Source organism: Runella sp. MFBS21, assembly GCF_029433105.1.
GTDB lineage: Bacteria > Bacteroidota > Bacteroidia > Cytophagales > Spirosomataceae > Runella.
This window is the reverse complement of sequence record NZ_JARNTW010000017.1, coordinates 75,095-100,393: the sequence shown is the minus strand read 5'-3', so window position 1 is coordinate 100,393 and position 25,299 is coordinate 75,095. Positions and strand designations below refer to the sequence as shown.

Annotated in this window: 15 protein-coding genes; 10 read left to right on the top strand and 5 right to left on the bottom strand. The window is 42.3% G+C overall.

Features of this window, described 5'->3' with window-relative positions; all coding sequences use genetic code 11:
- Positions 1–209 precede the first annotated feature (209 nt).
- Together P1X15_RS24545 and P1X15_RS24540 are read left to right on the top strand one after the other, a co-directional pair.
- Positions 210–3,419 carry a TonB-dependent receptor gene (locus P1X15_RS24545; RefSeq protein ID WP_277340779.1) on the top strand — a complete coding sequence of 1,070 codons (3,210 nt, stop codon included), beginning with the start codon at positions 210–212 and terminating at the stop codon, positions 3,417–3,419.
- 30 nt (positions 3,420–3,449) lie between these two features.
- Complete coding sequence (locus tag P1X15_RS24540) at positions 3,450–5,012, top strand: RagB/SusD family nutrient uptake outer membrane protein (protein ID WP_277340778.1); 1,563 nt, start codon at positions 3,450–3,452, stop codon at positions 5,010–5,012.
- Positions 5,013–5,076: 64 nt separating this feature from the next.
- Here the strand turns inward: P1X15_RS24540 and P1X15_RS24535 are convergent, their stop codons facing one another.
- Positions 5,077–5,631 carry a lipocalin family protein gene (locus P1X15_RS24535; RefSeq protein WP_277340777.1) on the bottom strand — a complete coding sequence of 185 codons (555 nt, stop codon included), beginning with the start codon at positions 5,629–5,631 and terminating at the stop codon, positions 5,077–5,079.
- Between the two features lie 182 nt (positions 5,632–5,813).
- On the opposite strand from P1X15_RS24535, the gene P1X15_RS24530 reads away from it, so the two are divergent.
- The 3 genes from P1X15_RS24530 (at position 5,814) to P1X15_RS24520 (ending at position 9,627) form a co-directional block, all read left to right on the top strand.
- The gene (locus P1X15_RS24530) at positions 5,814–7,094 is read left to right on the top strand and encodes an amidohydrolase family protein (RefSeq protein WP_277340776.1); all 1,281 of its coding nucleotides are present in this window, start codon (positions 5,814–5,816) and stop codon (positions 7,092–7,094) included.
- A gap of 97 nt (positions 7,095–7,191) precedes the next feature.
- Complete coding sequence (locus P1X15_RS24525; RefSeq protein ID WP_277340775.1) at positions 7,192–8,661, top strand: NAD(P)/FAD-dependent oxidoreductase; 1,470 nt, start codon at positions 7,192–7,194, stop codon at positions 8,659–8,661.
- Between the two features lie 129 nt (positions 8,662–8,790).
- Positions 8,791–9,627 carry a phytoene/squalene synthase family protein gene (locus P1X15_RS24520; protein ID WP_277340774.1) on the top strand — a complete coding sequence of 279 codons (837 nt, stop codon included), beginning with the start codon at positions 8,791–8,793 and terminating at the stop codon, positions 9,625–9,627.
- Positions 9,628–9,719: 92 nt separating this feature from the next.
- On the opposite strand, the gene P1X15_RS24515 is transcribed toward P1X15_RS24520, so the two are convergent.
- The 3 genes from P1X15_RS24515 to P1X15_RS24505 all read right to left on the bottom strand — a co-directional run bounded on the left by P1X15_RS24515 (position 9,720) and on the right by P1X15_RS24505 (position 15,127).
- A complete protein-coding gene (locus P1X15_RS24515; RefSeq protein ID WP_277340773.1) occupies positions 9,720–9,947 on the bottom strand; it encodes a hypothetical protein in 228 nt (75 codons plus the stop codon).
- A gap of 154 nt (positions 9,948–10,101) precedes the next feature.
- Complete coding sequence (locus P1X15_RS24510) at positions 10,102–11,865, bottom strand: RagB/SusD family nutrient uptake outer membrane protein (protein ID WP_277340772.1); 1,764 nt, start codon at positions 11,863–11,865, stop codon at positions 10,102–10,104.
- Between the two features lie 28 nt (positions 11,866–11,893).
- Positions 11,894–15,127, bottom strand: a complete 3,234-nt coding sequence (locus P1X15_RS24505; RefSeq protein WP_277340771.1) for a TonB-dependent receptor — start codon at positions 15,125–15,127, stop codon at positions 11,894–11,896.
- A 554-nt stretch (positions 15,128–15,681) separates the two neighbouring features.
- On the opposite strand from P1X15_RS24505, the gene P1X15_RS24500 reads away from it, so the two are divergent.
- Entirely contained in the window at positions 15,682–18,684 is a 3,003-nt protein-coding gene (locus P1X15_RS24500; protein ID WP_277340770.1) for a TonB-dependent receptor, read from the top strand.
- 11 nt (positions 18,685–18,695) lie between these two features.
- Positions 18,696–20,381 carry a RagB/SusD family nutrient uptake outer membrane protein gene (locus P1X15_RS24495; protein WP_277340769.1) on the top strand — a complete coding sequence of 562 codons (1,686 nt, stop codon included), beginning with the start codon at positions 18,696–18,698 and terminating at the stop codon, positions 20,379–20,381.
- Positions 20,382–20,441: 60 nt separating this feature from the next.
- Here P1X15_RS24495 and P1X15_RS24490 read toward each other — a convergent pair whose 3' ends face one another.
- Positions 20,442–21,317 (bottom strand): esterase family protein, encoded by an 876-nt coding sequence (locus P1X15_RS24490; protein ID WP_277340768.1) that lies wholly within the window; start codon positions 21,315–21,317, stop codon positions 20,442–20,444.
- Positions 21,318–21,499: 182 nt separating this feature from the next.
- Here P1X15_RS24490 and P1X15_RS24485 point away from each other — a divergent pair, with 182 nt between their 5' ends.
- The 3 genes from P1X15_RS24485 to P1X15_RS24475 all read left to right on the top strand — a co-directional run bounded on the left by P1X15_RS24485 (position 21,500) and on the right by P1X15_RS24475 (position 25,273).
- Complete coding sequence (locus tag P1X15_RS24485; protein ID WP_277340767.1) at positions 21,500–22,177, top strand: response regulator transcription factor; 678 nt, start codon at positions 21,500–21,502, stop codon at positions 22,175–22,177.
- Positions 22,178–22,198: 21 nt separating this feature from the next.
- Complete coding sequence (locus P1X15_RS24480; RefSeq protein WP_277340766.1) at positions 22,199–23,563, top strand: HAMP domain-containing sensor histidine kinase; 1,365 nt, start codon at positions 22,199–22,201, stop codon at positions 23,561–23,563.
- An 87-nt stretch (positions 23,564–23,650) separates the two neighbouring features.
- Entirely contained in the window at positions 23,651–25,273 is a 1,623-nt protein-coding gene (locus tag P1X15_RS24475; RefSeq protein ID WP_277340765.1) for a SulP family inorganic anion transporter, read from the top strand.
- The last annotated feature ends 26 nt before the right edge of the window (positions 25,274–25,299 follow it).

Here is a 25,299-nt window from a genome sequence, read left to right as displayed (position 1 = left end):
AAATATACACATATTAGCAGATTTACCCTTTTTATACAATCACTACACAATAAATGAAATATTAAAAAAATTCAATTAATAGCTTGATAATGGATATTTTTTTTAGAATAAAGAAAGTAATTATTTTAAAATCTCCTCTTCTTAGGGTGCATTGTTTAATTAGTACAGTCGTTTTCAAACCTAAAACGCCATAGCAATGGCAACACTCTATGAACAAACCATTACATTCGCATGGTTCGCTCGCTAAGATGATGGGGATAGGCATCTTAGCATTTTTGAGCAGCAACATCTCCCAAGCCGCTCCTGATCGAGATGTACTCGACAAACTCACCACCACTAATGTGGATCAAAAATCAGTTGACAAAACTGTAACAGGAAAAGTGATTGACGAAACCAACTCTCCGCTTCCTGGTGTAAGTATTGTATTGAAAGGTACGCAAAAAGGTACCGTCACTGACGGAAATGGACAATTCAAACTTGATGTTCCTGACGCAAATGCTACTTTGATTTTCTCGTTTGTGGGCTATGAACCACAAGAAATTGCCGTTGGCAATCAAACTTCTATCAACCTTACTCTTAAAAGTGACAGCAAAGTGCTAGAAGAGATTGTGGTTATCGGTTATGGTACCCTCAAAAAATCAGATTTAACAGGTGCCGTAGGTTCGGTAAAAGCAGATCAACTACTCGAACGTCCTGCCCCTTCGCTCACCCAAGCGCTTGCAGGTCGTATGCCAGGGGTGCAAGTAAACACCAACTCTGGCCGTCCAGGCGGTCGTACTACGATTCGGGTACGTGGCTTTAGCTCTATCAACTCTTCTAACAATCCTCTTTATGTAGTGGATGGGGTGATGCTGCCTCAGGGTAATCAAAACCAATTTTCGTCAGCCATTGACTATATCAACCCCAACGACATCGTGTCGGTAGAAGTATTGAAAGATGCTTCTTCTACGGCTATTTATGGAGCTAGGGGTGCCAATGGTGTAATCTTGGTAACTACCAAAAAAGGGAAAGCTGGAGAAGGAACGGTCACTTACAACGCCGACTTTAGCGTAAATACCATCGGTCCAAACCGCCCTGAAGTACTCAATGCCAAACAATACCTTGCTGTGGAAGATTTGGCATGGGCAAACATGGCCAAGTATGACCCCGTAGGTTGGGCGGCTGGAAAATGGGCCTACTTAAACCCCAAACTTCGCCGTACAGACCCTCGTATTTTTGATGCTAATGGCAATCCTTTATACGACACAGATTGGTTCAAAGAAACCTCACAACATAAACTTTCTCAAAACCACCAATTAGGTTTCAGTGGGGGTAACGAACGTACTCAATACTCTTTTTCATTGGGTTATCGTGACGACCAAGGCCTCCTCAAAACTTCGTACATGAAGCGTTATTCTGGACGTTTTACGATTGATGACCAAATCAAAAAATGGTTAAAAGTAGGAGGTACTTTGAGCTACAACAATCAAAGTGAAAACATTGTGGATCAAGGAGATGCAGTAGCTCGTCAGATCGTGGAAGATTTCCCATTCATGCCTACTCAATACGCTGACGGAACATACGCCAACAACCGCGACTATCCGTATGCAGAAGGTACGATGAGCTCATTGCACCGCTTAATGGGTCGTAAATACATCTTAAATACGCAAACGACGATAGGAAGCATGTATTCAAACATTAACCTTGCAAAAGGGCTTGAAATGCGGACAGTGTTTGGTATCAACGTACAGACCCAAGAAAATAACCAATCTCAAACTCGTACCCTCAACATCGGTGGTAACGGTAATGCCTCTACAAGCAACCGTAAAGAGAGCTTCTGGTCGTTGGAAAACTATTTGACTTACAACAAACAAATTGGCGACAAGCATTCTTTGACTGCTCTTTTGGGGATTTCTTGGCAAGAAACAAATGCTTTTAGTATGAGTGCAAGTATCAACAACTTTGCTACTGACTACTTTGGCTTTAACAACCTCGGTGCAGGGGCTACCAACCCTAGCGTGGGTTCAGGTGCGTCTCGTTTTGCCTTTAACTCCTACTTTGGACGTATCAACTATACCTTGTCTAACAAGTACTTACTTACTGTGACGGGACGTGCCGACGGCTCATCTAAGTTTGGAGAAAACCACAAATTTGCGTTTTTCCCCTCAGGAGCATTGGCTTGGCGTGTATCTGAAGAAGAATTCATGAAAGACAACTCCGTAATCTCCAACTTGAAATTACGCACTAGCTTTGGTCTGACTGGTAACTCCGAAATTCCGGCATACTCTTCATTGTCACTTTTGAGCTCTAACTATGCTACTATTTACAACGATGCACGCGTATCAGGTACGGGTATTTCGCGTTTGGCTAACCCCGATTTGCGTTGGGAAAAAACAGCTCAAGCCGATGTAGGTGCTGAAATTTCACTCTTCAAAGGAAGGGTTTCAATCGAAGCTGACTACTACTACCGCAAAACAACCGACATGCTTTTGGATGCTCCTGTACCACGTACAAGTGGCTACGCTACCATCCGCAAAAACATTGGTTCGATGGAAAACAAAGGGTTTGAGTTTGGTTTAAATACAATAAACATTGACCGTGGCGGCTTCCAATGGAATACTACATTCAACATTTCATTTAACCGCAACAAAGTACTTTCATTGGCAACTCCTTCGGATATCTTCAACGTAGGTGGTCCTAACTTCACCAACCCTACCAATATTATCCGTATTGGCGAACCGGTAGGTTCTTTCTGGGGGCTTACTCGTTTGGGCGTATGGAGCGAAGCTGAACGCGAAGAAGCCGCTAAATTTACTAGCTACCGTAACGGCTTGACGATTCTTCCTGGTGACATCAAGTACCTTGACGTAAATGGCGATAAAGCTATCACAGATGCAGATCGTAGCATCATCGGAAACGGTAGCCCTAAATTCTGGGGAGCCATGTCAAACACCCTCCGTTATCGCAGCTTCGACCTTACTCTTGAGCTTCAGTTCTCGTACGGAAACGATGTCATGTTGATGAACCTTCACCCAAGCGAAGACCGCCAAGCCTTGGCCAATAGCTATACATCAGTATTGAATGCATGGACTCCACAAAACCAAAATACGATGATTGCGGAGATTCGTGATACACGTGCAGGATACGTAACCAACGTAGATTCATGGTGGATTAAAGACGGTTCCTTCCTTCGCGGTAGAAACTTATTGTTGGGTTATACTTTCCCCAACCAAGTAACAAGCAAATTGAAATTGAGCCGTCTTAGAGTTTATGCTACTGCTCAAAACTTCTTCTTGTTGGTAAAAGACAAAATTGTTGGTGATCCGGAAGTTACGCCTACCAATCAGGGAGACGGCAACAGCGCTTTCTCACAAGGTATGATTTGGCACAACTATCCTAAACCTACCACTTACATGCTAGGTATTCAGGTTGGGTTCTAATTAATTACTTAATTCAAAACGAAATTTGAAATGAAATTAAATATCATAAAGAATGTAGGCAAGGCAGCGTTGTTAAGTGCTGTTTTGTTGGGTCCGTCGGGTTGTACTGAATTCTTGAAAGAACAAGCTCCTTCTAACTTGACCCCTGATAGCTTTTATACCATTCCCGACCACGCCGAGGCTGCTTTAGCTTCTGTGTATGCTGATTTGAGATTTATGGGTGAGAGTGCGGGTATTTTCTCTTCAAACTGGCAATTGTTAGAAGCCCTTACAGGTACTTCTACTACTGAAACCGCCCAAAACTCTGACCTCAATAACTTGTACGGGTTGGTTCATGATGGTAACACCGCTCACGTAGTAAACTACTGGAATGGGCTTTATAAAGTAATTTCTCAAGCCAACCAAGTGATTGCGAAGGTTCCGCCGATTACCCCTATGCCTGAGGCACAGAAGAAGAAAATCTTAGGTGAAGCTCGTTTTCTTCGCGCTTCGGCTTATTTCACAGCGGTAAGACTTTGGGGAGATATTCCATTGATTACAGATCCTCAAACTGCTGGTTCCGCTGACTTCCAGCCTACTCGTGCCTCTCAGGAGGAGATTTATAAATTGATTGTCGCGGACCTCACAGAAGCTGAAAATGCAGGCTTGGCATGGATGGATGTAAGCGGACGCGCCAATCTTGCTGCTGTAAAAGCGCAATTAGCTCGTGTTTATTTGACAATGGCTGGTTTTCCTCTCAGTAAAGGAGTTTCTCACTATCAACTAGCAGCTAGCAAAGCACTTGAAGTAATCACCTATGCCAATGCTAACCCTAGTGTCATTAACTTGTTTCCTACGTATGAGGAAGTACATCAGGAAAGCCTCAAAAACAGAGTTGAGCACCTTTTCATGCTTCAATACAATACTGTAGTAGCCGGAAATCCAATGGACAACATGTACCCTAACTTCAAACCCGTTACTTACAACGGGCCTTCAGGTACAGGTAGTACAGTGCCTACTCCTGCGTTTTATAACTCATATGAGCCAGGTGATTTGCGTGCCAAAGACCAAGAAGGATATTTTTATACAACCTACTTCACAAACGGCAACGGAGCTCGTTTTGAGTTAGGTGCTCCTTACATCTTTAAGCACTTCAATCGTACGGCCAATGGTACTTCTGGCACCGCAGGTACACGCCAAAACAACCTAAACGTACCTCAAATCCGCTACGCTGAAGTACTCCTTACCTATGCCGAAGCCCAAAATGAAGTGGGTGGTCCTAATCAAGCTGCCTACGATGCGATGAAACGAATCAGAGACCGAGCCAAACTTACGACTCCTGCCCTTGGCACATTCACTCAAGCCACCTTCCGCGAAGCGGTTTGGAGAGAGCGTTGGCATGAGCTATGCTATGAGCAAATTACTTGGTTTGATATGGTTCGCCTTCGTAAAGTATACAACGAAAAAACCAATGGATTCGACAACTTCGTAGGCCACATCAATCTAAGTTCTAACAAAGCACTCGAAGCTAAGCACTTGTTGTTGCCCCTGGGAAGACAAGAAATGCTTAACAACCCGAATCTAAAACCACAAAATCCAGGATATCCTAACTAGTGTTTGTGTTTGTTTTTTTAGTATAGTTTGCTCCCCAACTGAAATAGTTGGGGAGTTTTTTGTTTTATTCACTTTGGCGGTCATGCTTCACCCACACTAGGTCTTCTGTTTGGAAGCCAATGGCCTTAGCTTTCTGAATATAATCCTGCTTCACTGACTCAGGAAGAGTGGTAGTACGCGAAAGAATCCACATATATTTGGTATTTTCTCCTACTACTAGCGCATACTGATAGTTTTCGTCAATAGCAATTACATTATAACCCGCATAAAAAGGTCCAAAGAAAGATACTTTCAATTTTGCCTCTTTAGGGTCACCCACCGGCTTGGCTTTGCCTATGCTTTGCTCCCATTTTTCTTTTTTGAAATTGTAGCCACGGTTTTCTACCCTGATATCACCATTGTCTTTGAGCGAATAATGGGCTGTCACATTATCCAAATTGCGTTCCCATTTATAGTCCAAACGGGCTATTTCATACCATTTTCCAAGGTATTTCTGCTGATCAAATGGCTTTACAGGCACTGCACCTTTGGGCAAAAAACGAAAAGACGTAAGCGCTACAAAGGTAGTCGCCGCTGCTGAGGCCAATAAGATAGAGGCCACTAATTTATTTTTATTCATAGCTCAATATTTTTATTCATTTTCTTCCTAAAAAAGAATGCCAACTAAATACAAATCAACATACGAGCCATTAAATATCAGTTAAAATAATTTTATTAAATACAATGGGTATGAGTACCTGAATTTGAGAAAAAAAATGCTTTATTTGAGGAAATATCTTCAAACAAAAACCTAGCTTTCGTATGAAAAAACCTTTCCTTCTCACGGTTTTATGTGGGTTGACATTAAGTCAGCTGCACGCCCAACGAACTTTGATTCATTGCGGTAAATTAATCGACGGCCTAGCCAATGACATCCAAAATCAAGTAACGATCATAGTAGAAAAAAATCGAATCACGGCCGTTGAAAAAGGTTATACCAAACCTCAACCTACCGACAAGCTCGTGGATCTTAAATCAAAAACCGTATTGCCAGGCCTTACGGATATGCACGTGCATATCGAAAGCGAAATGAGTCGTGACCAATATCTCAAACGGATGAGCAACAATCCCGCCGACATTGCTTTTGAGGCTCAAAAAAACGCGCTCACAAACCTCATGGCAGGTTTTACTGCGGTACGGGATTTGGGAGGTTCAGGAGTAAATATTGCCCTTCGCAATGCCATCACTAAGGGGCTTGTAAGTGGCCCTCGGATTTTCACATCTGGGCAAACTATCGCTACCACAGGCGGCCACGGCGACCCCACCAATGGACTCAGCCCAATGTATACCGTCCCCGACAAAGTGACCGACGGCATAGTGGACTCGCCTGACGCAGCTCGCAAAGCTGTGAGACAGCGCTATAAAGACGGAGTCGATTGTATCAAAATCACAGCGACGGGTGGTGTGTTGAGTATTGCCAAAAGTGGAAAAGCCCCTCAATTTACCGACGATGAAGCCGTGGCTATTGTACAAACCGCCAAAGATTATGGGTTTCATGTGGCGGCACACGCCCACGGCACAGAAGGTATGAAACGGGCTATCAGAGCGGGAGTGACTACCATAGAGCATGGTACTTATATGGACGATGAAGCCATTGAGCTTTTCAAAAAAATGGGAACCTACTACGTGCCTACGATTATTGCAGGACGTTCGGCGGCGGACTCGGCCAAAATTATCGGTTACTATCACCCTTTTGTAAGAATGAAAGCATTGGAAACAGGGCCTTTGATTCAAAAAACATTTGAAAAAGCATATAAAGCAGGCGTTAAAATTGCTTTTGGTACTGATGCAGGGGTATTTGCCCACGGCAAAAACGCCAAAGAATTTGAATACATGACCGAAGTAGGAATGCCCCCGATGGAAGCTATCAAAGCAGCTACCATCGTACCTGCGCAGATTTTAGGCGAACAAAATAATATGGGTAGCATCTCTCAAGGAAAATACGCCGATATCATCGCAACCGACGAAAATCCCCTTCAAAATATCAAAACGCTTCAAAATGTAGTGTTTGTGATGAAAGACGGAATTGTATATAAACAATAACTTTTGAAAAAATCACGTATATTCCAAAACCGTTAGGTAGGTAATTGAGTTAATATCAAAACTCAATACCATTAACTCAATTACCACTCTTACATCCTTGAAAAAAATAATTGTTATCGGTGCTGGATTTGCGGGACTAGCAACAGCTACAAGCCTAGCCGACAAAGGCTTTGATGTCACTATTTTAGAAAAAAATGCTACCGTAGGGGGGCGTGCTCGTCTTTTTGAGGTCGATGGCTTTCGATTCGATATGGGTCCTAGCTGGTATTGGATGCCCGATGTATTTGAAAATTACTTCGCCAAATTCAACAAAAAACCTTCTGATTATTATGACCTAATCCGCTTAGATCCTTCTTATGCGGTCATTTTTGATTCTAATACGAAAGTAGATATTCCAGCGGGTATCGAAAAACTAAAAGCACTCTTTGAAACTATCGAAGTAGGCAGTGGGGCAAGGCTTGAAGCATTTCTCCAGCAAGCCGCCTACAAATACGATGTAGGAATGAATAAGTTTGTGTGGAAACCCAGCCGCAGCATTTCCGAATTTGTAAGTCTAAAACTCCTGTATGATTTGGGACGAATGGATGTACTACAATCATTTGCGACCCATATCCGTAAATTTTTTACCGACCCTAAGCTGCTTCAATTGATGGAGTTTCCGATTTTGTTTTTGGGAGCTACTCCCGAAAACACTCCCGCTATGTATAGTCTTATGAACTACGCCGAAATTGCGCTCGGTACATGGTATCCGATGGGGGGAATGCACGAAATCGTCAAAGGAATGGTAAGTTTAGCGCAAGAAAAAGGTGTCAAAATCGTGTGCAATCAGAATGTACAGAAAATAGAAATCATTAACTCAAAAGCAAAAAAAGTAATCACTCAGCATGCCTCTTTTGAAGCGGATGTAGTAGTAGCAGGAGCAGATTATCATCATGTTGATACGCAACTTTTGGGAGAACATCGAAATTATTCAGACCAATATTGGGACAAACGTACCCTTGCGCCTTCTTCGTTGTTGTATTATTTGGGAGTCGATAAGCGAATCCCTAAACTCTTGCACCACAATCTTTTTTTTGACGAAGATTTTAAACAGCACGCTCACGAAATTTATACCCAACCTCAGTGGCCAAGCAAACCTCTTTTTTATGTATCAGCTCCTTCCAAAACCGACCCTACCGTAGCACCAGCAGGGCACGAAAATCTTTTTATTTTGATTCCTGTCGCCCCTGATTTAAAGGATGATGACGAAGCAACTCGGGAGTATTATTTTGACCTCGTCATGAATCGTCTTGAAGCATATGTAGGAGAGAAAATCAGACCAAATATCGTATATAAACGCACTTTTGCCCACAGCGATTTTCGGGCAGATTACAATGCTTTCAAGGGAAATGCCTATGGTTTGGCCAATACTTTATTACAAACTGCTTTTTTAAAACCAAAACTTAAAAACAAAAAGGTCACTAATCTGTTTTATACAGGACAGCTCACCGTTCCCGGGCCTGGCGTACCTCCTTCTCTTATTTCAGGGCTAGTGGTAGCCGATGAAGTAGCAAAAGAGTTTAGCTAAAAGCAGGAATCGTGGCGTATTACCATCTCGTAAGTGGCTTATCTATCAAACGTTTGAAAAACTAACGAATACAACGTTCAATCGCTTGTAAGTAAGCTTCTAAACCCTCAAAAAAGACATTTAAAACCCATGATGCAGTTGTTTGACCAAACAAATCTTGAGTGCAGCAAACTTATCACCGAACGATACAGCACTTCCTTTACTTTGGGTATTAAGACTTTGGATAAGAAATTCCATTTTCCTATCTATGCTATTTATGGGTTTGTACGGTATGCCGACGAAATCGTAGATACCTTTTACGATTTTGACCAAAAACTTCTTCTTGAACGATTCGTCAAAGATACGTACGAAGCGATTCATACGGGTATCAGTCTCAACCCTGTTTTGCATTCTTTCCAAATAGTAGTCAATCAATATCAGATTGAAAATGAGCTTATTGATGCTTTCTTGCACAGCATGTCCATGGATTTGGAAAAGCAAAATTATACTGACGACAAGTACAATGAATATATCTATGGCTCTGCCGAAGTGGTGGGGCTGATGTGCCTTCGGGTGTTTTGTGAAGGGGACAAAGAAATGTTTAATCACCTCAAAAATGGCGCCCGCAGCCTTGGGGCGGCTTTCCAAAAAGTAAATTTCTTGAGAGATTTGAAAAGTGACTTTGTAGATAGAGGCAGGGTATATTTTCCGGGAGTAGATTTTTTAAGTTTTACAAAAGAAGCAAAACGACAAATAGAAAAAGATATACAAGCTGATTTTGACGCCGCTTATTTGGCTATCAAGCAACTCCCCCGAAGTGCTCGTATGGGAGTATATTTGGCGTATGTGTACTATCTTACGCTTTTTAATAAAATCAAGGAAACTCCTGCCACACGAATCCAAGAAGAACGCATTCGAGTTCCTGATTTGCAAAAGGTAGCACTGCTTGCTAAAACCTATCTTCAATTTAGAATTTCAGATATTTAGTCTTTCTTACCTCTTATTCATAATGATACAAAAATGCCAAAGTGGATTAATTTCACTTTGGCGTTTTTGTTCTTACGATATCAATCAGCCTCCTACCTTACTCTTCGATAATGACCCGGTACCCATACATAGTGGTTTCTTCTCCATCGATACTGCCCTGATACCCACACATGACGAGGCGAAGGTTTTCGCGGAATTACTTCTACTCTTGCAACAGGTGGAGCAGGACGTACTACGGTAGGTCTTACGACACATCCCGACATCAAATAGGTCATTAGACCGAATAATGCAAATCCGAAAAATTTCTTGATTGTTTTCATAACTTTTTTGTGGCTTTAAAATAAAACAATAGGCTACTTGTAAACACTCTTTAGAAAAGCAAAACACTTAATGGTTTAATCAGACTTCAAACCCAACAAAAAACCCCCACCGATTGGGTGGAGGCTTTTGGCACAATTAGCGGTATTATAAAAATCAATAGCCCGTATTTTGAGTTAAGGTAGGCTTGCCATCTTTTTGGCTATTCAAAATCTCGTCTTGAGGTAGAGGAAAATAGTTGTTTTTAGTAGTAAAAACTTTCCCAGCCATATAGCCACGCTTTTTGAAAGTACGACCAGAAGGTTCTTTTCCATCAGCGGCTTCTTCTACCGCATATTTGTTGAGTACTTTTTCAGCAATCCCCCAACGTACCAAATCAAAGAAACGGTGACCCTCCATTGCAAATTCAAGGCGCTGCTCCATCCGAACGGCGTTTCTACCAAAGTCCGCCCCTTTCGTAGCGAAAGTACCAGTAGGATAAGGTTCTACTTTGTAGTTTACGGTAGCATCTTGTACCGAACCCGTTTTGGCACGCACTCTAATTTGATTTACATATGCCTCGGCAGCGGCCAGATTCCCTAATTCTACTTCGCATTCAGCCAACCACAAAATAACGTGCGACAATTTTAACAAACGATAGTTGTTGTTCACATTACGGCGGCTTGTAGAGTGCGTAGTGCTATTTTCTTCGGCCAAATAATACATCCATTTTTTTCCAGTAAAAGGTCCTGCATAAGTTTGGTCACGAATCCAAGTAGAACCTGGCATGGGCCCCCAATCTAAGAAATTAACTCCTCTACGGCCTACTGTCCAGTCCAAACGTGGATCTACAGGAATAGACTTGTCTAAAGTGAAGGCAGTACTTGCACTGATGCCTTGGTCGTTGGGCAAATCCACTTTGTTATAAGTATCGAGCGTTCCGTCGGCAGCAGTTCCAATCATCGGCAAACCATCTTCTGTTTTGAAAGCATTGACGAGATTGTGAGATGCCTGATAAAACCCGCAACATCCACGACCTGGTGCGGTAGAGGAGTAAGGCCAGTTGAGGTTGTCGCCCGCATTACCGTTGTTACCATTGGTTCCGTCATTGACCGAAAACTGTACTTCAAAAATAGACTCGGTGTTGTTATTACCTGAAGTTCTGTAATTGTCGTGGTAGTTGGCTACCAATTTTTTACCTGAGTTTTTCAATACATCCTCCAACAAAGTCTTGGCAGCGCTCCATTTTTTCTGAAAAATCAACGCCTTGGCTAAGTAAGTTTTAGCAGCCCACTGCGTAGCTCTTCCTTTTTGGGTTTGCGTAACAGGCAGATTTTTGGCGGCGAAGTCAAAATCAGCCTCAATTTTAGGCCAAATATCTTCACTGTTAGGTACCTTAGTAGAATTAGGGTCAGCAGCAACGTAGATTTTTTCGTCGATAAAAGGCACTTTATTCCACATTTTTTTGGCCTCAAAGTGATAGTGACCTCTCAAAAACCGAGCTTCGGCCAATACTTGCGTTTTTTCGGCGTCCGTCATATCTTTCACAGCCCCACCACTTACGAGTTGGATTACTTCATTACAACGCGCCACGCCATCGTACGAATGCCACCATTTACCCAAAAAGTAAGTATTGTCAGAAAGCCAGTTGTACTGTTCAATAAACGATTGTTCGGGTTGGTCACCAGCATCGGTTCCTTTTACGGCGTCATCGCTACTGATTCCTCCAAATACATAATTAGAAATAGTAGATTGGCGGCCTGTGTTTCCTGCCCCTACTCCATCCAGCAACGAATACGCCCCTATCAATAAGGCATTCACGCCGTTTTTGTTACTTAATTGCTCCAAAGACGCACGACCTTGCGGCTTGAGGTCAAAGAATTTTTCGGAGCAAGAAAAGCTCACCCCTACCAAAACTAATAATAAAGCTATTTTTTTCATGTTGATTTTCAATTAGTTTGTGTTACTGTTAGAATCCAAAGCGCAAGCCCACGATATACGATTTAGCAACAGGGTAAGCACCTTCATCAATACCCATGTGGATATCTTGGTTGTCGTTACCAGATCTTCTCAAGTTGATGTCAGGGTCAAGTCCTGAGTATTTGGTAAGGGTCAATACATTCTGACCTTGTACATATACTTGGGCAGAGGCCAAGCCCGCTTTTTTCAGAATAGAAGACGGAATAGTGTAGGTCAATTGAATGTTTTTCAAGCGCAAATACGAGCCATCTTCTAAGAAATAAGAAGATACTTGCTGACTGATGGCATCGCCAGAGTTGAGGCGTGGGAGTTTGGCGACATCACCTGATTTTCTCCAAGAGTTATAAAGCATATCTTTGGAACGGTTGCCTTGAAACACGTTGAAATCAGTCCAGTATCTTACATAATTGAAGATTTGGTTGCCTTGTACTCCTTGGCCAAACATTGTCAAATCCCAGTTTTTGAATCCAAAATTGAGGTTGATACCATATGTAAAGTCAGGGTGAGGATTGCCGATGATAGTTCTATCAGCTGCCGTAATGACACCGTCTCCGTTGACATCTCTGAATTTGAATGTCCCCTCTCTTGTGTAGGAACCAAACTTAGGTGCAGCATCGGCTTCAGCTTGGTCTTTGATTACACCATCCACAAAATACCCGTAGTAGCTTGCGATTGGCAATCCTGCTTTAGTAGCCGAAATAGCGGGAAGGCGAGTGGTAAAGCCAAACACGGTAGCATTAGGGTCATCGTTTAGTTTCAACACTTCATTTTTGTAATGTCCTAAACTTAACCCAACTTGATAACGAAAATCCCCTTTTTTGTCACGGAAGTTTAGACCAATATCAAAACCACGGTTACGTACTTCACCGATGTTGGTATAAGGAATTGTACCAGAACCCGCTGTTCTTGGAATGGCAATTTGGGTCAACATATCAGAAGTTACCCGATTGTACCAGTCAAAGACAAACTCCATTTTGTTGTTGAGCAAAATCGCATCAAGACCTAAGTTAGTAGAAGTGTTGGTTTCCCATTTTCCGTTGGGGTTTCCAAACTGTACCAAGTCAAAGCCACCCACGATTGACGAACCACTACCGTTGATATCGTAGGCATTGTTGAGAGGGTCAGCAGCATAGAGTGTATAGGCATTATACACGTTTGGAATGAGTTGGTTACCCGTTTTACCCCAACCTGCGCGGATTTTCAAGTCGTTGACAAATTGAGCTTGTTTCATGAATTCAAACTCAGTCAGACGAAGACCCACCGAAAACGCTGGGAACACCCCATAACGATTGGCTGCCGAGAAGCGCGACGAACCATCCCGACGCAAGGTAAAGTCGGCCAACAAGAAATCTTTGTAAGAGTAGTTGATTTTACCAAATTGAGAGAAAAGAGAACTCAGAGTAGCACCCGAACCTGCATTGCTCAAACCCGCCGCCGAACCTGCATCTAAGTAACGATACTCTAAATCATCGTAAGCAAAGTTGCTTCTACTAGCCTGAAAACCAAACGCGTATGTAGTTACCGCTTCGGTTCCTACCAACACATTGAGGGTATGATCTCCGAAGGTTGTATTGTAGTTTAAGGTGTTAAACCAAGTCAAAGAGCGGTCAAAGTTGTTGATAACGTTGAGGCTATTGGCGTTTCGTGCTTCAGCAGCTTCAATATCACGGTGGAAATACTCGGAGCGATTGTACTGATTATATTCAAGACCAAGGCTAGTACGCGCTTTAAGACCTTTGATGATATCTACTTCTGCAAAAGCATTTCCAAATACGTGGGTTCCTCTGGTAATATTATCTTTTTCACGATAAAGACGCGCCAAAGGGTTGGGAGCATTTCCGAGGTTTGTTCCTTTACTACCCGCAAATCCATTGTAAGGCGAAAGGTTGGTACCGCCTAGCTCAACAGGCCCCCCTGTAATATCAAACACTGGAATAATAGGATGCACCCGAATCGCAAACATGATAGGGTTTGACTCGTCGTTGTTGGTGATACCTTGTCTTTCATCATAAGAAAAAGTAAAGTTTTCACCTACCGTAAATCTGCCTTTTTTGAATTCGGTGTTGGCTCTGAGCGAATAGCGGTCATATTTGGTATATCTCAAAATACCGTCTTGTTTGAAATAACCCGCCGAAATAGCATATTTCCCAGAATTTGTACCGCCACTTGCGCCGATTTGGAAGTTGGCGATAGGCGCAGGGTCAAAAATTACATCTTGCCAATCGGTACCTTCTTTGTTGGCTTTGGTGATATTAAAAGCCGTTTTTCCTAAGTTAGGATCGGCGATATCGTTGGTGTAAGTATAGTTAGAGGGGAGTGTACCATACACGTTAGGATAGATATAATCAGCAATAGTTTGCGCTCCATTGGCTCCAAATTTATACTGCACCGAAGGAGAGGTTTCGGAAGGGTTTTTTCCAGCTCCTAAATCTGCCAAGTACAAATACTCCCCTAATTCTTTGGTATTCAATAGGTCAAGCATCTTACCCGGTCTTTGAGTACCTGTATAAAAGTCAAATGTAATACTTGGCTCGCCCGTTTTCCCTTTTTTGGTAGTGATAATTACCACCCCGTTGGCCGCACGTGCTCCGTATATAGAAGCCGCCGAGGCGTCTTTAAGCACCTGCATCGACTCAATATCGTTGGGGTTGATTTGGTTGAGAGTACCTTGGGTAGGAACTCCATCAATCACATACAGTGGGCTGTTGTTGTTGATAGAACCAAAACCTCTGATACGTACCATCGTACCACCACCAGGAGAGTTGTCGTTTCCGACTACTACCCCCGAGGCACGCCCTTGCAGCATTTGTGTAACACTCGCAGCGGGAGTGGCAGTGAGGTCTTTGGCATTGACAACTGTTACGGCTCCCGTAATATCTTGTTTACGTTGAGTAGCATAACCCGTCACCACCACTTCAGACAGTGATTTGACGTCTACCTTAAGAGCCACATCAATGTTTGAACGATTTCCCACCACAATTTCCTGAGGAGTATAACCAATGTAAGAAACCACCAATACACTACCCGAGGTAGCATTGTTTAAGACATACTTACCTTCTCCGTCGGTAGTAGCCCCTGTATTGGTACCTTTTAAGAGTACACTTACACCAGGAAGAGGTGAGTTGTCATTGGCATCTGTCACACGTCCTGTGAGACGATTTTGCGCCCAAGACATGAGCGTGCAAAGCCACAATAGCGTGGCTAAGTAGAAGTGTTTTTTCATATGTAGATTAGATAAATTAAGTGAGCGCTACGGGACTCAACATGCTGTAGCAGTACCATAAAGCAAGACAAAGGAATAATTTTACTTCATATATTACAAAAAAACCACATTTTTTTTCTCTTTCATTCTTACCATATCACCCCAATCTATTCTCAATCTTATTTTAGGTACACAAACCTCAAGCAGCTTAAGAGAGTATGGTATTATTATTTCAAACGTTTGCATATACTTTCAAGTGAGCTATATTTTTTATTTAAAAAATTCAATTATACTATTGCATAAAGTTTTCGGACTTATTTTTTACCAACCCATAATCGCTTCTAACATTATATGAAAAAACAACTACTTATCTCTTCCGTTTTTCAGTTTTGATTTTATTAATAATCAGCACTTTATCAATCCTCCTTTTACTTTTAAAAAAAATCAAAGCACTTTATTTCAAACAATTGTGTTGATGCCAAACATCACAGATAGATAATGTCTGCTTAACAATTTGTTAAAGACTTAGCTAGACCTTTGTGGGGCTGTTTTTAGAAACTTTCAAATTCTAATCTATGAAAACTTTTTACAATTTAATGCCACCTAAATGGCTTGTTTGGTCATTTTTGGTGGTGGCAATCGGGATTTTACCAGCGGTTAGTTATGCATCCGTCAAAACTACCGAAAAGACTGTTAAGGGGCGTGTCACTGATGCAGCTACTAATGAGCCACTTGTGGGCTGTAATGTAGTAGTCAAAGGAACACAACGCGGAACCAACACCGACGTTAATGGCAATTATTCAATTGTGGTCAATGACGACAATGCCGTATTGGTTTTTGGTTTTATTGGCTATGAAAAACAGGAAATTACGGTAGGAGGCCGCACCACAATTGATCTCTCTATCAAATCAAGCGCTTCTGATTTGGCCCAAGTAGTAGTCATTGGCTATGGTAGTGCTACCAAAAAAGACATGACAGGTTCGGTCAAGTCCATTAAAAGTACTGATTTCAACAAAGGTATTATCAACTCTCCCGAGCAATTGTTGCAAGGAAAAGTAGCCGGCGTCAACGTCACCTCTGCCAGCGGCGAACCGGGTGGTGCCCAAGGTATCACTATCAGAGGGCCTGGAGGGGTACGTACTGGCAGTACTCCACTGTTTGTATTGGACGGAATGGCACTCGACAACTCCAGTACGGGTGGTGCGACCAATCCCCTCAACTTCTTGAATCCTCAAGATATTGAGTCGATTGATGTACTCAAAGACGCCTCAGCCACTGCCATTTATGGGTCGCGCGGGGCCAATGGTGTGGTATTGATTACCACAAAAAAAGGCAAAGCGGGCTTTTCAAATCTCAACTTCTCTTCTAATGTAGGGGTATCTACTTTGGCACGTGCATTGGATATATTTAGTGCAGACGAGTATCGCCAACAAGTCCCTAAAGTAGGGGGTGTTTTGGAAGATTTGAAAGGCAACACTGATTGGCAAAAAGAAGTAACTCGCACTGCCTATACGCAGAATCACAACCTTTCTTTTGGAGGAGGTGCCGACAAGCTTTCATACTATGCTTCTTTAGGGCTCCAAAATCAAGAAGGTATCTTAAAAAACAATCAACTCAACCGCTATACAGGACGTATAAACGTTACTCAAAAACTTTTAGATGATCGCCTTACTGTGGATGTAAATTTGAATGCTACTTATACCATCAATGAGCGCCCGCCTATTGGGAGTATGCTAGGAGGAGCGATTTCGGCTAATCCTACTTACCCTGCTTATGATGCCAATGGCAATCCTTTCCAATATGCAAGTGGTGTAAACCCGCTCATTACCCTAAAGTTGGAAAAAGACATTACCAAAATCAACCGTGTGATTGGAAGTATTTCACCTTCTTTCAAAATCATCGATGGGCTAGTATATAAACTCAATTTTGGTATCGACAACTCCAACTCGGTACGTGATTTGCAATCATTGCCCAATGCCGTGCCTCTACAAGATGGCCGCCTCGAAACCTTCTATACTTACAACAACAACAAACTTATCGAAAACTACTTGACTTATACCCTTAACAAAACCGACCATAGTCTGTCGGCATTGGTGGGTCATTCGTACCAAAAGATTTTTATCCAAGGTCGAAACAATAGTATCAATAAGTTTCCGATTTCGAGTATTGAGCCAATTTATAACCCTGGTTTAGGACAAGAACTTACGCTTGCCAACAACAAACCCGGTGGATATGCCCTTATCAATGAGCTTCAGTCTTTTTTCTCACGCGTCAATTATCAATACAAAGACCGATACTTGATGACTGCCACTGTAAGAGCGGATGGTTCATCCAAATTTGGATCTAACAACAAATACGGAGTCTTCCCTTCTTTCTCTTTGGGGTGGCGGATTTCGGAAGAGTCGTTTATGAAATCGTCGCCATTTAGTGAACTGAAACTGCGGGCAGGTTGGGGTAAGACAGGAAATCAAGAAATTCCTTCTAAAATCACCCAAGCTTTGTTTACTTCTCAGGTATCGGGTACCACGAGCTATCCTTTATATGCTACGGGGTCGTATCCTCCAGGCACTTCTTACTCTCGTTTGGCCAACCCCGATATTCAATGGGAAGTATCTACCCAAACAGACTTAGGACTTGATTTTGGGTTGTTCAATGGCGCACTTTCAGGAACCGTAGATTTCTTCAACAAAGTATCAAACAATATCTTATTGGAGGTAATTCCTGCTGACCCCGTACAGCCGGCGGGTACTTTCTGGACCAACGTCAAAGACATGACCATCACCAATCGTGGTGTAGAATTAGATCTCAATTATCGGTATACTAGTTCAAATGGCCTTCGTTTCGATTTAGGAGGTAATATTACGTTCATTCATAATCGTGTCAAGAATTCTCCTTATTCAGTGATTCCGTCTGGATCGGCTTCTGGTTCGGGACTGACCTCTGCTACCATCAATGGCTACCTCAACGACCAGCCTATTGGTACATTTTATTTGAAGGAATTTACTGGATTTGACGACAAAGGTATTAGTACTTATCTGGATGCCGACGGTGATGGGATCGTTACGGACAAAGACCGGGTAGCTGCGGGTAGCGCCCTTCCTACCAAGCAGTTTAATATCAACGGAAGCATTGCTTACAAAGGATTTGATTTAGTAGCCAATTTTAATGGTGTTTCTGGAAACAAAATCTATGACAATACTGCCAACTCAAACTTCTATAAATTGAGGTTGTCGAAAGGCATCAACACCACCCCTGAAGCCATTGCTTATGCCAACGAATCAGTCAACAATGCTGCACCCGTTTCGACACGTTATTTGAAAGACGGTGCATTTTTTAGACTTAATAACCTCGCTTTAGGATACAATCTTAACACCAAAGCGCTGGGTATTAATAAATGGGTACAAGGTATTAGACTTTCGGTGACTGGTCAAAACCTCTTCGTCATTACCAAATATGACGGTTATGACCCAGAGGTCAATACTGACCGTACCATCAATGGTATCTCTTCATACGGGATTGATTATCTGAGCTACCCTAAAGCCAAATCATTCATTTTTGGTTTGAATGTTACATTTTAAATTTTGAATTTATGAAAAAGAAGATATATGTATTTTTGGCCGTATTGAGCTTATTTACGGTCAATAGCTGTACCAATTTAGAGGAGATTGTGCTGGACGAAACCTCTGCCACAGGCCTTTCTGACAAACAAGCCGCCGAAGGAATCATCGCTCCTGTATATGCGCTACTTCCTAACCTTTTCCAACATACCAATTACTTTGCCCTTCAAGAAATCTCCACTGACGAGGCTATCCTTCCATACAGAGGTGGTACCGACTGGGGCGACAATGGTATCTACTTGGCCATGCACATGCATACTTATACCAGCACTGACCCTAATTTAAGAAACACTTGGAATCTGATTTTGCAAGGTATGTCGCGGGCGATTACCGCAATCAACTCCTTGCCTACTCTCAACGATCCTTCTTCCAAAACTTTCTTAGCAGAGGCACGAGGGATGAGAGCATACTATTCGCTGCTTACATTAGACTTGTTTGGTGTGGTGTTTGTAAAAGAAAATTTAGGTGAGACTTCAAAAGTAATTCGCGGAAACGAAGCCGTAGAATATATCAAGAATGAACTCCTAGCCGTCGAACCTAACCTTGATGCCACTGTAGGCCCGGGGCGCTTGTCGAAAGGTGCAGCATGGGGGCTATTGGCACGTCTGTACCTCAATGCCGCTTTTTATCGCGACCCTTACGCCGCGCAGTTGACTTTCAAACCTGAAGATATGGATAAAGTGGTAGAGTACTGCGACAAAATCATTAGCTCTGGCCAATATCAACTTTCTAGAGATTATTTCTCTATTTTTAATGACGACAACCATACCAATAAAGAATTGGTTTTTGCTGTGGATCAACGTGCCGATCTCAATGGGCATAACCGTATGGCGTATTTTTCACTTTCTGGTGACCAATTTCCGCTTCCTGCTTACACAAACGCCAATGGCACTGACGGACCAGCGATTACACCCGATTATTATCGTACTTGGGTCAATGCTTATGCTCCTCAAGACCCTTCCGTAGACCCAAGATTCTACAAACAAAATCTATCTATCTATTCCAACCCAGCAGATTCGTGCGTGGCTGCCGAAAACTTCAATATCAACCGTGGGATATTGCGTGGTCAGCAATATGGCTTGATTCGTCGCAATGGCGTATTCTTGAAATGTGCTGATGGAAAAATGAAAGTTGCCAAACTTTTCCACGATACTCGTAACAAACCTACCCTTGCAGTTGATTTTACTGAAAAAGTAGACTTTACGGTAGAAGGTAGCAATTACAATACAGGATACCGTGTCGAAAAATATGAGTTTAGCAAAAAATCGGTGAGTGGTCGGAATTTTGGCGAGGCCGACATTGTCATTGTACGCTTGGCAGATGTGTATTTGATGCGCGCTGAAGCCAAGCTCCGCAAAAGCAACGATGCAGCAAGTGCCCTTGCAGATGTCAATACGGTTAGAGCGGCTCGCAATATTACGACTCCCCCTCCTCCACTTACAACCATGAGCTTAGATTTACTCTATCGCGAACGAGGATTTGAGTTTTATTGGGAAATGATCCGTCGTACTGATATGATTCGTTTTGGAAAATATGAAGATAAATGGACCGAAAAATCAAGTACAGACCGTAACAAAAGGATTTTCCCTATTCCTCAAACGGCTATTGATGGCGCTTCCAATTTGCCAGGCTATTTGGTTCAAAACCCTAGCTATTAATTTTTGAGAATTTATGATTGATAACGCTGGCGACTTTCAAAAGGTCGCCAGCGTTTATTGTTATCGGTGGAAACTCTGCCCCACAAATTTCAATACTTCGGGCAAAGCAGTACGCCAATACGACCAAGTATGCCCGCCATCACGTACTCTAAATTCATGAGGGATTTTTTTATCAATCATCATCGCATGAAGTGCCATATTGCCTTTGATAAGAAAGTCATCATCTCCACAATCAATATAATATTTTACTTTTTTCAAATCATCAGCATTCCCAGTTTCCACAATTTTAATGGGGGCATTTTTATAATAATGCGCCGTTAATCGGTCTTTCCCAGCCAGACCTTTTCCATATAATTCCCCAAATGCATTATCCCAACTTGCCTGGTCCCTGCTCGACGTAAACTCCTCGTCGGTCCATACAGCTGCGCTCAATGGAGCCGCCGCCACAAACATATCGGGGTGTTTGGTAGCCATCAGTAAGGTACCAAGTCCTCCCATTGAAAGCCCCGCGACCGCCCTAAACTCACGCTTAGATCGTGTACGATAAGTGGCATCAATATATGGGATTAGTTCTTGTACCATAAAATCTTCATATCGTATTTTGTTATCATGGGAATTCTGGTACCATGTCACTCCCGCATCAGGCATTACAATAATCATCGGTGGAGCTTCGCCAGCATTAATGGCTTTGTCGGCAATAATATGCGCTTCGCCAAACTGAGTCCAGCCTGTTTCGTCGTCAGTATATCCATGAAGGAGATACAAAACAGGATAGCTCCGATTATTTTTTTCATAATCGGCGGGAAGATATATACTATACTTTATATCTTTTCCCATGAGCTTACTTTTGACACTTAGGCTTTCTTTGAGAGTGCCGTTTTGTGCAAAAATCACACTACAAAAAAACAATAAGAAAATGGTGTTAAATGTTTTCATATAATTGTATGTTTTTTCACAAACATATCCACACGCATAGTTCGTTCCAAGTGATAACATAGCCTCGACGAAAAGCTTATCTATTAAAACCTAGTTAAAATTCTCAGGCAAATTTTTCTGAAAAAATTCTTATTTTTAAAATTGAAGCCAAATCGCTCCTACACTTAGCTATTCGACTGGATATGAAAGTTTTAATTGTTGAAGACGAACCCAAATTAGCGGCGTTTGTCAAAAAAGGTCTCGAAGAACAATCTTGGGAAGTAGATGTGGCTTTTGATGGACAAATGGGCAGCAGCTTGGCTTTATCTAATTCTTACGATGTAATTGTGTTGGATGTAAACCTCCCCAAAATCAATGGTTTTGAATTGGCGAATCTTCTGCGTCGCGAAAATCTCCGCACTCCTATACTCATGCTTACGGCTCTTGGCACGCTCAATGATAAAATCTCAGGCTTCGATGCAGGAGCGGATGATTATCTTGTAAAACCCTTTGAATTCCAGGAATTAATTATCAGGCTAAGAGCCTTACAAAAACGTAATTCGGAAAGTGGACCGACCAGTAACGTCCTAAAAATCGCGGATTTAGAACTAGACCTCAACGAACGTATTGCCCGGCGTGGGGGAAATCGAATTGAGCTTACAGCCAAAGAATTCGGTCTTCTTGAATATTTTATTCGTAATAAAGGGAGAGTCGTATCAAGGGTAGACATTGCCGAAAAAGTCTGGGATATTCACTTTGATACTGGTACTAATACCATAGATGTATATGTGAATTTTCTTCGAAAAAAAATAGATAAAGAATTTGAACATAAGCTTATCCATACGGTAGTAGGCATGGGTTATATTATGAAAGAATTTTAGGTTAAACTTCTTACTCCTGAGATGAATATCCGCGTCCGCCTTACTTTGCTTTTCGCTCTTTTGGTCGCGTCAATTATGCTGGTATTTTCTTTTTCAGTCTATTATTTATACAATCAGTACCGAGAACAGGAGTTTAAAAAACGCCTTCGTGACAAGGCGCTCACTACAGTTCGTCTTTTTGAAGATGTAGGGGGCATCACCGAAGAGCTATTACACGATATTAGCCGCAATGACCTCACCACGATGTACAAAGAGGAGATTACGGTGTATGATGCCCACAATCACGTGGTGTATGATAGTGGCGAAGAACCTTATCATATCAATGCTAATTTTTTGAATCAAGTAAGGCAAGGTAAGGATGTAAGTCTAAGAGATGGCGACAAAGAAATCGTAGGAGTAAGGTACATCGACCAGAAAAAGCAAGTCTTGGTGGTAGTAGCTTATGCTATAGATAAGTACGGCATTAGTATTCTCGAACGTCTCCGAACTATCCTTATCACTGGCTGGGCCGTAAGTTTACTAATGGTAGTACTAGCGGGCTGGTTGTTTTCGAGCGATGCCCTACGGCCTGTCTCGGATATCATCGAACAAGTAAAAAATATCTCCGCCCGTAATATCCACGAACGCCTTAAAATAGGGCGACAAAACGATGAACTTGCCCAACTGGCGGCGACATTCAATGATCTCTTGAGTCGTCTGGAAGATGCTTTTAGTTCCCAAAAAAGTTTTGTCTCTCATGCTTCCCACGAACTACGTACCCCTTTGGCTATCATGATGGGGCAGCTGGAAGTATCACTACTCCAAAAACGTACGATTGAAGAATACCAAGAGACCATAAAGGAAACGATCGACGAAGTAAAAAAAATGCGCGACTTGGTAAATGGGCTCTTAGAATTGGCTCGCCTCAATGATGAAGTCTCACAGAATCATTTTTCAGAACTTAGAGTAGATGATCTTCTTTGGCAAACACGCGATATTTTGATACATCACTGTCCAGATTATGATATTCAGATTGAATTTGAGGAATTTCCAGAAGAAGAAGCTTTGCTACAAATCAAAGGAGATTCGGCTCTTCTACAAACAGCCTTCCTAAACCTTATGGAAAATGGCTGTAAATATTCTCCTGACCATCACGTTAGTTTGACACTTCGCGCCCAAGAAGATCATATCAGGATTTCATTTAGCGACCGAGGCGTTGGTATTTCGGAAGCCGATTTACCTCATATCTTCGAGCCTTTTTATCGCGCCAACTCCACTCAGTATGTCAAAGGCTATGGAGTGGGGCTTGCTCTTACTCGACGTATCATCGAACTTCACAACGGTCGGATTTGGGTTTTTTCGCAAATAGGATTGGGGAGTCAGTTTGTGGTTACGATTCCATTTTAATTTCCTTTTAATCTGCCCTTAATGAGGGTTTAATGGGCTCTTAACACTTTTGTGCTGTTAAATTTCTACTTCTACACAATTGTTGTTATGAGATCAAAGCAAAGTATTTTTAGTAGCTTATCGCACCATTGGAGCACCGACCTCCTCTCTGGCTTCTTAGTTTCTTTGATTGCTCTCCCGCTGTGCTTAGGCATTGCAGGAGCTAGTAACTTCCCTCCTATTATGGGCGTAATGACCGCTATCGTTGGAGGTATGGTGGTTGCTTTTTTTGCTGGCTCGGAACTCACCATCAAAGGCCCCGCAGCAGGGTTGATAGTGATTGTAGCAGGAGCTGTAGATGAGCTAGGCAAAGGAGACATGGAGCACGGCTGGAAACTTGCGCTGGGCGTAATCGTAGTCGCTGGGCTAATACAAGTTCTATTAGGGTTATTAAAAGTAGCCAAGTTTGTAGATTTCGTTCCGCTTTCTGCCGTTCATGGCATGTTAGCCGCGATTGGAATCATTATTATGTCGAAGCAGCTCCACCTAGCCGTAGGTACAGCACCTGCCGAAATGAAGGGCAAAGAGCCCCTCGAACTGCTCGAAATGGTTCCTCACAGTCTCGCACATATGGAGTATCATATTGCGATTATTGGCGGTGTAAGTCTTTTTATTATGTTTGGATGGCAGTATCTTAATATTAAAGCCCTCAAAAAAGTCCCCCCTGCTTTGATTGTATTGGTAGTGGGTGTGTTGCTAGGACAGTATTTTCACTTGACTGAACCTTCTTACAAAAATCTTAAGCCACTCGTTAATCCAGGCGATTTTTCTTTTAGCTTCAACGCCGATTTTGCGGGGCTTACAGATTCTACCCTATTACCGATATTTTTGAAATACCTTTTGATGTTTGTCCTCATCGGAAGTTTAGAGTCACTTCTCACTGGCCGTGCCATCGATTTGATTGATCCCGAAAAACGCAAGTCAAACTTAAGTCAGGATATTACAGCCGTAGGAATCGGTAACGTTATTGCGGGATTGTTGGGAGGCTTACCTATGATTTCGGAAGTAGCACGTAGCTCGGCCAATATCAACAATGGCGCCAAAAGCCGATGGGCCAATTTCTTCCACGGTGTTTTTTTACTTTTGTTTGTTGTATTGCTTGTACCTGTCATCAAAATGGTGCCAGTAGCCTCATTAGCAGCCATGTTAATTTTTGTAGGGTTTCGGTTGGCTTCTCCTCGGGAGTTTGCGCACATCTACCACATTGGTAAAGAGCAGCTTACTATCTTCCTTATTACTATTATTACTACCTTAGCTACCGATTTATTGGTAGGGATTGCCGCCGGTATTATTACCAAGTTCATCATTCAAATAGCTTTTGGAGTCAAAATCAGCGACATTTTAAAGTCACGTTTTGATCTTACCGAAAAAGAAGTAGGAGTGTATCAGTTGAATGTAAACAATGCCGCCGTTTTTGCCAATTACCTTAAACTCAAAAAGATTATCGCTCAAGTTCCTGCGGGTAGTTCATTGGTGATTGATTTCTCAAAAGCAACTTACGTAGATCATACAGTAGCCGACAATCTCAACAACTTTAGAAAAGATTTTGAAGCTGCAGGAGGTGTATTGACTTTCCGAGGTTTAGATAAACACGAGGCACTTTCGGAGCATCCTTTGGCCGCACGACGTTTGCCAAAGCACCTTCGTAAAAGTAGAGTAGAAATAGCTTAAAGTTTTTAAAAGTTTCCAAAGCACAA